This is a genomic window from Luteibacter sp. P1_D3 (genome assembly GCF_056406135.1).
In genome coordinates, this window is record NZ_JBFUAT010000017.1 from 50,841 (window position 1) to 62,134 (window position 11,294).

Consider the following 11,294-nt stretch of genomic DNA (forward strand, 5'->3'; position numbering starts at 1 on the left):
TTTCCCGCTCCCCGCGTCCGGCACAGTGAAGGCACGGAAACGGGATATGGCACCTGTGGATAACGAGGCACGCATGGAAACACCGACATCGTCCCCCCGCGCGCCCTCGGGCCCCCTCGCCGGCATCCGGGTACTGGATATCAGTGCTTACATCGCCGGCCCCTACGGCTGCACGCTGCTGGCCGACCAAGGGGCGGACGTCATCAAGATCGAACCGCCCGGCGGGGACAATCTGCGCCAGTATCCGTCGACGCTGGTCACGGAAAGTCGCGCCTTTCTCGGCGTGAACCGGAGCAAGCGCGGCATCGTGCTGGATCTGAAAAATCCGTCGGATCATGCGGCGCTGCTGCGTCTGGTGCGCGAGGCCGACGTGCTCGTGCACAACTTCCGCCCCAGCGTACCGGCGCGCCTGGGTATCGATCACGACCGCCTCAGCTTGATCAATTCACGCCTGATCTATTGCGCGGTCACCGGTTACGGCGACCAGGGCCCGATGAAAGACAAGGCCGGCTACGACCAGGTGCTGCAGACGATGACCGGGATGTCGACGCTGCAGGGCAAGCGTGGGGGTCCGCCGGAGGTCATCTTCGGTTCCGTGGTGGATTATTACGCCGCCGCCTTGCTCGCCGCTGGCGTGTCCTCGGCGCTGTATGAGCGCGAACGCAGTGGCCTGGGCCAGTACGTGGGTGTCTCGCTGCTGCGCAGTGCGTTGACGATGCAGTCGGCGCGGATGATCTGGGCCGATGGCGAATCGCTGGATATCGGCCGGGACATGCGCTCGGGAGGCGTGACCGGCATTCATCCGACGCGCGAGGGCTATATCTACATCTCGGCCAATACGCCGCACTTCTGGAAGGCGCTTTGCGAGCGCACGGGACTCCAGTCCCTGTTCGACGATCCGCGCTTCGACACCGTGCGCAAGCGCGCGGAACACCATGAAGAAATCGTGCCTAAGCTGCATGCGGCGCTCGCCTCGCGCACGGCGATCGAGTGGGAAACGTTGTTCGGTGACGCCGTGCCCAGCGCTGCCGCGCGTCGAATCGAAGACATGTTCGACCATCCACAGGTCACCGCCGAAGGTCTCGTCGCTACGTTCGAACACCCCGTGGTCGGCCAGTACCGGGGCGTCAATCATCCCATCCATTTCGGCCGCACGCCCGCGCCCGAACCCTTCGCCGCGCCGACGCTCAACCAGCACGAGTCGCTGCTCGAGGGCAACATTCCGTGACCCCATGAGGGAGCCGCTTCAGCGGCGAGAAACCAACGGAGCGGAGGAGCTGCAACGTCAATCGCCGATAAATCGGCTCCTACAGGAGCGGGGCGAGGTAGGGGGCGGTACGACTCTCCTTTGAGCGCGCGACCTCACCGGGCGTACCGGCGGCGACGATCCGTCCGCCCTGGTCGCCTGCGCCGGGGCCCACATCGATCACCCAGTCGCTACCCGCGACGACGCGCATTTCGTGCTCGACGACGATGACGGTATTGCCTGCGTCGACGAGGCCTTGCAACTGTGCGACGAGCTTGTCGACGTCGGAAGGATGCAAGCCCGCCGTGGGTTCATCCAGGACATACACGCTGCTCCCGCGCTGGGCGCGCTGCAGTTCGGTCGCCAGCTTGATGCGCTGGGCTTCGCCGCCGGAGAGCTCGGTTGCCGGCTGGCCCAGGCGCAGGTAGCCCAGGCCGATGTCGCGAAGAAGAAGGAGTGACTTCAGCACGTTGGCTTCGTCGGCGAAGAACGCGCAGGCTTCATCCACGGTCATGCCGAGCACCTCGGCGATGTTCCTGTCATTCCAGCGGACGGCCAGGGTCTGCTCGTTGTAGCGCGCGCCGTGACAGGTCGGGCAGGGCGCATAGACACTTGGCATGAACAGCAGCTCGACGCTGACGAAACCCTCGCCCTCACAGGTTTCGCAGCGACCCTTGGCCACGTTGAAGGAGAAGCGGCCCGCGTCGTAACGCTTCGCCTTTGCCGCCTTGGTCGATGCGAACAGCTTGCGCACGTGGTCGAACAATCCCGTGTACGTCGCAAGATTCGAACGTGGCGTACGTCCAATCGGCTTCTGGTCGACCTGGATGAGGCGGGTGACGGCGTCGGCACCAGAATGGATATGGCCGGTCGTCCGGGTGACGACGCTGGGCTCCAGCTCGTCGTTCTCGTCCTCGACCACGCGCGGCTCGTGGCCAAGGTGTTCGCCGAGCAGTTCCACGAGCGCCTGGCTGACCAGACTCGACTTGCCCGAGCCAGACATGCCCGTCACCGAGGTAAAGACACCGAGTGGGAACCGTGCCGTCAGGCGATGCAAATTGTTGCGCGTCACGTTGCGCAGCTCGAGCCAGCCGCGTGGCTCGCGAGCCGTGCGTTTTGCGACGCCGACGCCCCCGAACAGGTAGCGTGCGGTATGCGAAGCGGCCACCTCGGCCAGCCCAGCCGGTGGGCCGCTATAGAGGATCTCGCCACCCTTCTCGCCCGCATCCGGACCGACATCGACCAGCCAGTCGGCGCGGCGCATCATGTCGAGATCATGTTCGACGACAAAGATCGAGTTTCCCGACGCCTTCAATTGTCCCAGTGCATTGAACAGCGCTTCACCGTCGGCAGGGTGCAGTCCGGCGGATGGCTCGTCGAGCACATACACCACGCCAAACAGGTTGCTGCGTATCTGCGTGGCAAGGCGCAAGCGCTGCAGTTCGCCCGGTGAAAGGGTAGGGCTGCTGCGGTCCATCGACAGGTAGCCCAGTCCGAGCGACTGCAGCGTGCCGATGCGTGCGATGAGATCCTGGGCGATGCGTTGCGCGGCGATACGCTTCTCTTCCGAGAGGTTTGGCGTGCGCCGCACGTCCGACGAGCCTTCGTGCCCCAGGCCGCCAGCGGCCACCCGGCGCGCGATATCGCGCTTGCCCGCGGCGCGGCTCTGGGTCGTCTTGCCGCCTGCGGCGGCTTCGCCGAAACGACCCTCGGCCGCCGGACGGAGCGTCTCTACCAGGCGATCGAACGACATCGCAGACAAGCTGCCGATGTCGACGCCGGCGAACGTGACCGACAGCGCCTCACGCTTGAGCCGCTTGCCGTCGCAGACCGGACAGAGGCTACCGATCATGAAACGCGATACGCGCTTCTTCATCAACGGGCTTTGTGTCGTCGCGAAGGTGTGCAGCACGTAGCGTCGGGCACCCATGTAGGTACCCATGTAGCTCGGTTCGGTCTTGCGCTTCAGTGCCGCGCGTGTCTCGGCAGGCGTGAATCCCGCATATACCGGCGCGACTGGTTGCTCCTCGGTGAAGAGGATCCAGTCGCGCTGTTTCTTCGGCAGATCGCGCCAGGGAATATCTACGTCATAGCCCAGGGTGACCAGGATGTCGCGCAGGTTCTGCCCGTGCCACGCCGGTGGCCAGGAGGCGATGGCGCGTTCCCGGATGGTCAGCGAGGGGTCGGGCACCATGGTCTGCTCGGTCACCTCGTACACGCGGCCGAGGCCGTGGCAGTTCGGGCAGGCGCCTTGTGGCGTGTTCGGCGAAAAATCCTCGGCGAACAGCATCGGCTGCTTCGCCGGATAGCTGCCGGCACGCGAATACAGCATGCGTACCAGGCTGGAAAGCGTGGTGACGCTGCCGACCGATGAGCGCGTGCCCGGTGTACCGCGCTGTTGCTGCAGCGCCACGGCGGGTGGCAGGCCTTCGATCTCGTCCACGTCGGGCACGCCCACCTGGTCGATCAGGCGGCGGGCGTACGGCGCCACGGACTCGAAGTAGCGCCGCTGCGCCTCCGCGTACAGCGTGCCGAAAGCCAGCGAGGACTTGCCCGAGCCCGAGACGCCGGAAAACACCACCAGCGCATCGCGTGGCACGGCCACGTCGATGTTCTTGAGGTTGTGTTCGCGGGCGCCGCGAACCCGGACGAAGCCGTTGCCGGGTACGGCGGCGGGGGAGGTGGTTCGTTTCTTCATGGCGGGCATTATCGTCGGAACCGGTGCAGGTGCCGTGCATCCGCTGAAAGGAACGCGTGGTCAGTGGCGCAGCGCAGTCACCGCCAGGTCGACGATCTCCTTCGCACGACCGTCGATCACCGCCTTCATCATCCACAGGCTGAATCCCTTGGCCTGCTCCAGCGTGATCGTCGGTGGCATGACCAGCTCGAGCTTGTCGGTGACGACATCGACCACGGCTGGGCCATCGTGCGCGAAGGCCTGCACGAGGGCATCGCGCAGCTTCGCCGGGTCCTCCACGCGAACCGAGTAGATGCCCATCGCTTCCGCCACCTTGGCGAAGTCCGGGTTGTCGAGCGTGGTGCCGACGGGCAGGAAGCCACCGGCTTTCATCTCGATGTCCACGAAGCCGAGGAGACCGTTGTTGAAGATGACGATCTTCACCGGAAGCTTCGATTGCCGGATGGTCAACAGGTCGCCCATCAGCATGCTGAAGCCGCCGTCGCCGGACATCGAAACGACCTGTCGGCCCGGATAGGCCGTCTGTGCACCGATGGCCTGGGGCATGGCGTTGGCCATCGAACCGTGCAGGAACGAGCCCAGCAGCCGGCGCTCGCCGCCGAGCTTCAGGTAGCGTGCGGCCCACACCGTCGCCTCGCCGACATCGCAGGTGAATACCGCATCGTCGCTGGCGACCTCGCTGATCAGCGTCGCCAGCAGCTGCGGGTGAATGGGACGATGCGTGGAGGATGCGTTGGCCTGCGCATCGAGGCCCTCGCGTGCGTGCTTGTAGTGATCGCGTGCGGTATCCAGGTGAGCCGGATCGTGCGTGGCTTTCAGTCGGGGAAGCAGTCTGCCGATCGCGTCGCGCACGTCGCCGACCACACCCAGCGAAAGGCGGCAGCGCTTGCCGAGGTTTTCGCCGCGGATGTCGATCTGCACGATGTGCGCCTTGGTCGGATAGAACTGCCGGTACGGGAAGTCGGTGCCGAGCAGGAGCAGTACGTCGCAGGACTCCATGGCGTGATAGCCCGAGGAGAAGCCGATCAGCCCGGTCATACCGACGTCGTACGGATTGTCGTGCTCCACATGTTCCTTGCCGCGCAGGCTGTGCACGATGGGAGCCTTGAGCCGCTCGGCCAGGGCGAGCACCTCGTCGTGGGCACCGGCACAACCGGCTCCGCAGAACAGGGTGATCCGCTTGCCCTCGTCCAGAAGCGCAGCCAGCGCGTCGAGATCCTCGTCCGGTGCCGCCACCAGCGGCAACCGCGGAATCAGGTTGGCGGCAGGCAGGCGCTCGCCGGCGGCGCGCAGGGCGACATCGCCGGAGATGACGACGACGGCGACGCCCTGTTTGGTCACCGCTTCACGGATGGCCGTTTCGATGATGCGCGGCACGTGGTCCGGGTCGGTGACCAGTTCGACGTAGTGGCTGCATTCCTTGAAGAGAATCTGCGGGTGGGTTTCCTGGAAGTAACCCGAGCCCGTCTCGGTACTGGGAATGTGCGCGGCAATGGCCAGCACGGGCACGCGGCTTCGATGGCAGTCGAAGAGGCCGTTGATCAGATGCAGGTTGCCGGGGCCGCAGCTGCCGGCACACACGGTGAGTTCGCCGGTCAACTGGGCTTCGGCGCCGGCGGCGAAGGCGGCCACTTCCTCGTGCCTGACCGGCGACCAGGCGATAGTCCCGCGCTGGCGCAGCGACTCGGTAATGCCGTTGAGCGAATCGCCCACCAGGCCATAGATACGTTTGACACCTGCCACTTCGAGCGTCTCGACCAGTCGGTCGGCTACCGTTTTCATCGGGGATTCTCCACGGGGCGAAAGCCAGCAAAGCGTCGATGGTGGCCAAGAGCCGTCCATCTAGCTTGTAGAAAGCTCACGCGGTGGGGGTTAGCGGGCGTATCTCGCCGAGAACGTATCCAGGCCGGCCAGCGCTAAGCCATGTCGAAAGTTGGGCTAGCGGAGTGCCGGGCATGTCGTGTACGTTATGTTATAACATACACAAGGTCGGCGACTCATGAAATTACGAACGTCGTGTTTCCTCGCCCTGGCGCTGATGGCGGGGCACGCCGCAGCCGAAGAGCGGCACCTGGGTCCTCATGTCCATGGCCAGGCAACGCTCCAGGTGTCGGTCGATGGCCCGACGCTCGCGGTTGGTCTGAGTATTCCCGGCCACGATGCCGTGGGCTTCGAGCACCCGCCCACCAACGCCGAACAGACGGCCACGCTGGCGAAGGCGACGGAAACGCTCCGCGGCGGCACGTGGCTCGTGCCGGTGGCCGCGGCCGGATGCAAGGCACCTCCCGCCAAGGTCGTCGCCGACGGGTTCGACGCCAGCGCGAAACCCGGCGCTCACGGTGACTTCGACGTGACCTACCAGTTCACCTGTGCGAATCCCGAGCAACTCGCCTCGCTTGAAGTAGGCCTCTTCAAGGCGTTTCCGGCCTTGCAGCGTGTGGTGGTCGACATCGTCGGCGCCAACGGCGCGGCTGAGCAGATCCTCGATCACACGACGACGCGAGTGACGCTGTCCCCATGATTCCCTACACCGACGTTCCGCTGGTGTCGTGCCGCGGGCTGCAATTTCGCTGGCCCGGATCGGACACCACGTTGACGATGGATGACTTCACCGTGGTGCCGGGCGAGCGCATGTTTCTGTGCGGACCCAGTGGCAGTGGCAAGAGCACCCTGCTTGGCTTGCTCTCGGGCGTGCTGCGCGCCACCCACGGTGAAGTCACCGTGCTGGGTGTTCCGTTTTCCACGCTATCGGCGTCACGTCGCGACCGTTTTCGTGCGGAACACCTCGGTTACGTCTTTCAACAGTTCAACCTGCTGCCCTTCCTGAGCCCGGTCGAGAATGTCCTGCTGGGCTGCGCGTGGTCACCGAATCGCGCAGCACGTGCAGGCGCGACGCACCACGCGCGGCGTGACGAAGCGGTTCGGCTTCTCGATGCACTGGGCCTGACGGCGCAGCTCGTCGAACGCTCTCCCACCGGGAATCTCAGCGTTGGTCAGCAACAGCGCGTGGCGGTCGCCCGTGCCCTCATCGGCGGCCCGGGCCTGCTCATCGCCGACGAGCCGACGTCCGCACTGGACACGAACAATCGCGATGTCTTCCTTCGCCTTTTGCTCGCGGAGTGCACGCGGCACGGCACGGGCGTCGTCTTCGTCAGTCACGATATGAGCCTCGCCCGTCACTTCGACCGCGCCGTAAGTCTCGGCGACTGCCCGCCTTCGCAGATGGTGGCCTGACCGTGAACCTCATCTCGCTTGCACTGAAAAGTCTTCGCCAGCGTCGCACGGGGGTCCTCCTGACCGTGATCACCATCGCGCTGAGTGTCTTTCTTCTCCTGGGCGTGGAACGCGTCCGGGTCGATGCCCGACGGGGCTTTTCCAGCACCGTGTCGGGTACCGATCTTGTCGTCGGCGCTCGCTCCGGTCCGGTGAACCTGCTGTTGTATGCCATCTTCCATGTGGGGGAGGCGACCAATAACATCACCTGGAAAACCTACGAGGACATCCGGTCGATGCCGGACGTGGCGTGGACCGTGCCACTGTCCCTGGGCGATTCGCACCGCGGCTTTCGCGTCGTCGGTACCACGACGGACTTCTTCGCTCACTATCACTACGGGGCAAAGCAGGCCTTGTCGTTTGCCCAAGGTGCCGAATTCTCCGATCTCTATGACGCGGTGATCGGTGCGGAGGTGGCTCGTCAGCTGCATTACTCGGTGGGTGACAGCATCGTGCTCGCCCATGGTCTTGGCGGTCCCGCCAGTGCACTCCACGCGGACAAGCCGTTTCGCATCAAGGGCATCCTGGCGCCGACCGGCACACCGGTGGACGCCACGATCGCGGTGAGCCTCGAGGCTATCGAAGCGATCCATGTCGACTGGCGCGGCGGCATCCGGCTGCCCGGCATGGAAGCGAGCGCCGAGGCCGCCCGCCACATGGACCTGACACCCAAGGCCATTACCGCATGCCTGGTCGGACTCAAATCACGCCTTTCGTCGTTCGCGGTGCAGCAGGCGATCAACGAGTATCCCGATGAGGCCTTACTTGCCGTACTGCCCGGCGTCGCCCTCGGTGAACTCTGGCATCTGATCGGCACCGCGGAGAATGCGCTTCGGGCCGTCAGCGTGATGGTCGTGCTGGTCGGCATGTCGGGCATGCTCACCGCACTTCTGGCCATGTTGAACGAGCGCCGCCGCGAGATGGCCATTCTCAGGGCGGTCGGCGCCTCGGCGCGCACCGTCTTCGCGCTTCTGGTGATCGAAAGCACCTTGCTGACGACGTTCGGCGCGCTTCTTGGCTGCCTGCTTTTGTTCGGTGTCGTCGCCATCGGGCACGACTATCTGTTGGCCAATGCGGGCCTCGTCCTGGAGCTGGCGCCGTCGGCCACCGAGTGGTGGTTACTCGCTGCCGTCATCGTCCTAGGCGTGTTCGCCGGCGCGATTCCCGGCGCAATCGCCTATCGACGCTCGCTCGTCGATGGCTTGCAGGTGCGTCTGTGAAGCGCGGCTTCGTGACCGGATGGTTTCATGCGGCGGCGTTGCGGGCCGTGCTGTCGGCAGCGCTGTTGGCAACGCTACTGGCCGGATGTTCCGGGTCGTCGGGCGAGGGCGTCGCGGGCGTACCAGCCTCAGGCGCTACCAGCGCGCTCGCCCAGGCGCAGGCCGAAGCCGATAAAGGTCGCGCCCAGCGGGCAGCGGCCGGTGCGGCGGGTATCGCCGCGGCCAATGCCTACGCGGCAGCGCACGGTGTGTCGAAAGCGGCCGCCCCCGCGAACACGGATCTGCTTGGTCCCCCCGATGAAAACGGCTTTGCCGATCTGGACTGGACGCGGATGGTGCCGCCGGAGGATTTCAAGGCGCTCGAGAATGCACCGCCCGTACTGCATGTCGGCAACCAGCGCATGAAGCAGATCGGCACGCTGCATACCGTTGACGCGCTCAATGGCGCAAAGGTTCGATTGTCGGGCTATGTCGTGCCGCTCGAATCCGATGGTGAGGGGAACATGGTGGAGTTCTTTTTCGTGCCGTTCTACGGCGCGTGCATCCATGTCCCTCCACCGCCGCCGAACATGCTCGTGCATGTGCGGTTGGCCCACGGGATTCCCACGCCAAGCCTCTACGACCCTTTGACGCTCAAGGGTGTGATGCACACCCAGGTCACCGAGAACGCGCTGGCAGCATCGGCCTATGCCGTGGACGACGGCACGCTGGAGCCTTACAGCAATACCGATGACGACCGCCTCCGTCGTGCGTTCGAATAAGACCGTTCTACCGCAGGAAAACCGCATGAATACCATTGCATCCGTGAGAACCGCCGCGCTGCCGGTGACCGTGCTTTCCGGGTTTCTCGGCGCCGGGAAGACTACCCTGCTCAATCATGTCCTGCGTAACCGCCAGGGTCTTCGCGTTGCCGTGATCGTCAACGACATGAGCGAAGTCAACATCGACGCCGGCCTGGTGCGCAATGGCGGCGCGGAGCTCAGCCGTACGGAGGAGAAGCTCGTCGAGTTCTCCAATGGCTGCATCTGCTGCACGCTGCGCGACGATCTGATGCAGGAGGTGCGTCGTCTCGCGGCGGAAGACCGGTTCGATTACCTGCTCATCGAATCGACCGGCATCTCCGAGCCGCTGCCGGTGGCGGCGACGTTTCACGTGCGCGATGAGGCCGGCTTTTCCCTCTCCGATGTCGCGCGGCTGGACACCATGGTGACGGTCGTCGACGGAAGGAGCTTCCTCCGCGATTTCTGCTCGAGCGACAGTCTCGAGCAGCTTGGTGAAGTGGCCGGCGAGGGCGACGAACGCTCGCTGGTGACGTTGCTGACCGAACAGGTCGAGTTTGCGGATGTCATCGTCGTCAACAAGTGCGACCAGCTCGACGATGAGGCGCGACACGAGGTAAGGCGTGTGCTTCGCGCCCTCAACCGGGACGCGCACCTGGTCGATGCCGAACACGGCGAGGTCGATCTTGCGTCGATCCTGGCGACGGGACGCTTCGACTACGAACGCGCCCAGCGTGCGCCTGGCTGGGTGAAGGAACTGATGGGTGAACACACGCCGGAGACCGAGGCGTACGGGATCACCAGCTTCGTCTACCGGAACACGCGGCCGTTTCATCCCGAACGCTTCATGGACATCCTCAACGCAGGCATTCCCGGCGTGCTGCGTGCGAAGGGCTATTTCTGGCTCGCCAGCCGGATGGACTGGGTCGGCAGCCTCGCCATTGCCGGTGGCGCCACCGAGTCCCTGGCGGGCGGGCACTGGTGGGCCAGCCGTCACCGCGTGAACGAGGGGCTGAAGAAGCCCTTCGCCCTGGGCGACCTGGGCGTTGCCGCGCCGGACGCGAACGAGTTACCCCGTGAGGGTGAGCGCCGTGCCTTGCTCGACATCTGGCATCCGAGGTTCGGCGACCGCCGCCAGGAACTGGTCCTCATTGGCGTCGACATGCCGGAGGCCGAGATCCGCGAGGCGCTCGATGCCTGCATTCTGCAGGACGAGGAGTTCATGCATGGGCCCGAGGCGTGGCAGCGAATGCAGGACCCGTTCCCCTCCTGGTCGCTGGCGGAGCGCTGATTCGCGGTGCGTGCCTTGCTGACTCATCCCCGGTGGTTGCTTCTCGTGGCAGGCGTGTTGACCGCCTTCGTGCTCGTGCTCGTCGCGAGAAGGGCACCGAACGGCATCGACCACGCGGCTACGGTGGTCGACGTCCCGCGCCCGGTGGCGTCGACCCCTGATGCGACGGCTGTCCTGGCGCCACGTGTCGTCGCAGGTGACGCGCTGACGGCGATCGGTCCCTCGCTGGTCACCACGCCTGAGGCGGCCTATGACGTGGTGTTCCTCACCGTGGCGGCAGCGTATGGGCGCTGCGCGCCGACTCACGCCCACGAGTTCGGTGCGATGGCGGCGCGTGCCCGACTGCCGGTGCTGGCGGGACTGACCAGCGTGCTCGGGCCGCATACCGGCAGTCGCGCGGCCTTGCTTGCCGGTATCCGCGAGCTCGCCGCCCGCGTGCCCTGTAACGGGCCGTTCGATCTGTCGATCGGACCCTTTCGTCAGCGCGTGACGATCCAGGCCTATGCCGCCTCGTTYCCCGACAGCTACTTCGAACCGGATCTAACCACCGCACCGGCGGCGTTCGCAGGTCGCACGCTTGCCGAGCGCGCCAGCGATTCGTGCAATGGCGTCGCCTACGCTGTCCTGCCGCTCGATGCGCCGCGTGCCTGGCAATGCACCTCCCTGCGCGCGGAAGCGCGCCACCGTATCTCCGCGTTATGTGGCGGCTCGGCCGATGCGGCCGCCCAACAGATCCATGACGTCGTGACGCGACTTCCGTCGACGTGCCAATGACTTCCTTCGCACC

General features: G+C 65.4%; 9 protein-coding genes. 7 read left to right on the forward strand and 2 right to left on the reverse strand.

Features of this window, described 5'->3' with window-relative positions:
- Positions 1–46 precede the first annotated feature (46 nt).
- On the forward strand, positions 47–1,228 hold the full coding sequence (locus AC1DYM_RS12610) for a CaiB/BaiF CoA transferase family protein (protein ID WP_477338765.1): 1,182 nt from the start codon (positions 47–49) through the stop codon (positions 1,226–1,228).
- Between the two features lie 79 nt (positions 1,229–1,307).
- Here the strand turns inward: AC1DYM_RS12610 and AC1DYM_RS12615 are convergent, their stop codons facing one another.
- Positions 1,308–3,944 (reverse strand): excinuclease ABC subunit UvrA, encoded by a 2,637-nt coding sequence (locus AC1DYM_RS12615; RefSeq protein WP_477338767.1) that lies wholly within the window; start codon positions 3,942–3,944, stop codon positions 1,308–1,310.
- Between the two features lie 60 nt (positions 3,945–4,004).
- Positions 4,005–5,726, reverse strand: coding sequence for a ubiquinone-dependent pyruvate dehydrogenase (gene poxB, locus AC1DYM_RS12620; RefSeq protein WP_477338769.1), 1,722 nt, complete (start codon positions 5,724–5,726; stop codon positions 4,005–4,007).
- Between the two features lie 217 nt (positions 5,727–5,943).
- On the opposite strand from poxB, the gene AC1DYM_RS12625 reads away from it, so the two are divergent.
- The 6 genes from AC1DYM_RS12625 to AC1DYM_RS12650 are packed head-to-tail and all read left to right on the forward strand — an operon-like array spanning position 5,944 to position 11,281.
- Positions 5,944–6,465 (forward strand): ZrgA family zinc uptake protein, encoded by a 522-nt coding sequence (locus tag AC1DYM_RS12625; RefSeq protein WP_477338771.1) that lies wholly within the window; start codon positions 5,944–5,946, stop codon positions 6,463–6,465.
- Positions 6,462–7,178: an ABC transporter ATP-binding protein gene (locus tag AC1DYM_RS12630; protein WP_477338773.1), complete on the forward strand. Its 717-nt coding sequence runs from the start codon at positions 6,462–6,464 to the stop codon at positions 7,176–7,178. Before AC1DYM_RS12625 ends, AC1DYM_RS12630 begins: the two co-directional genes overlap by 4 nt.
- Positions 7,179–7,180: 2 nt before the next feature.
- Positions 7,181–8,437: an ABC transporter permease gene (locus AC1DYM_RS12635; protein ID WP_477338775.1), complete on the forward strand. Its 1,257-nt coding sequence runs from the start codon at positions 7,181–7,183 to the stop codon at positions 8,435–8,437.
- Complete coding sequence (locus AC1DYM_RS12640) at positions 8,434–9,198, forward strand: DUF3299 domain-containing protein (RefSeq protein WP_477338777.1); 765 nt, start codon at positions 8,434–8,436, stop codon at positions 9,196–9,198. The genes AC1DYM_RS12635 and AC1DYM_RS12640 overlap by 4 nt, the downstream gene beginning before the upstream one ends.
- A 25-nt stretch (positions 9,199–9,223) precedes the next feature.
- Positions 9,224–10,507, forward strand: coding sequence for a GTP-binding protein (locus tag AC1DYM_RS12645; protein WP_477338779.1), 1,284 nt, complete (start codon positions 9,224–9,226; stop codon positions 10,505–10,507).
- A 15-nt stretch (positions 10,508–10,522) separates the two neighbouring features.
- Positions 10,523–11,281 (forward strand): hypothetical protein, encoded by a 759-nt coding sequence (locus AC1DYM_RS12650; RefSeq protein ID WP_477338781.1) that lies wholly within the window; start codon positions 10,523–10,525, stop codon positions 11,279–11,281.
- Positions 11,282–11,294: the final 13 nt, after the last annotated feature.

What these genes read in the sequence shown, in the direction of transcription:
- AC1DYM_RS12645 (WP_477338779.1), top strand. Translation starts at nt 9,224, where the DNA reads ATGAATACCATTGCATCCGTGAGAACCGCCGCGCTGCCGGTGACCGTG.
- AC1DYM_RS12610 (WP_477338765.1), top strand. Translation starts at nt 47, where the DNA reads ATGGCACCTGTGGATAACGAGGCACGCATGGAAACACCGACATCGTCC.
- poxB (WP_477338769.1), bottom strand. Translation starts at nt 5,726, where the DNA reads ATGAAAACGGTAGCCGACCGACTGGTCGAGACGCTCGAAGTGGCAGGT.
- AC1DYM_RS12630 (WP_477338773.1), top strand. Translation starts at nt 6,462, where the DNA reads ATGATTCCCTACACCGACGTTCCGCTGGTGTCGTGCCGCGGGCTGCAA.
- AC1DYM_RS12625 (WP_477338771.1), top strand. Translation starts at nt 5,944, where the DNA reads ATGAAATTACGAACGTCGTGTTTCCTCGCCCTGGCGCTGATGGCGGGG.
- AC1DYM_RS12615 (WP_477338767.1), bottom strand. Translation starts at nt 3,944, where the DNA reads ATGAAGAAACGAACCACCTCCCCCGCCGCCGTACCCGGCAACGGCTTC.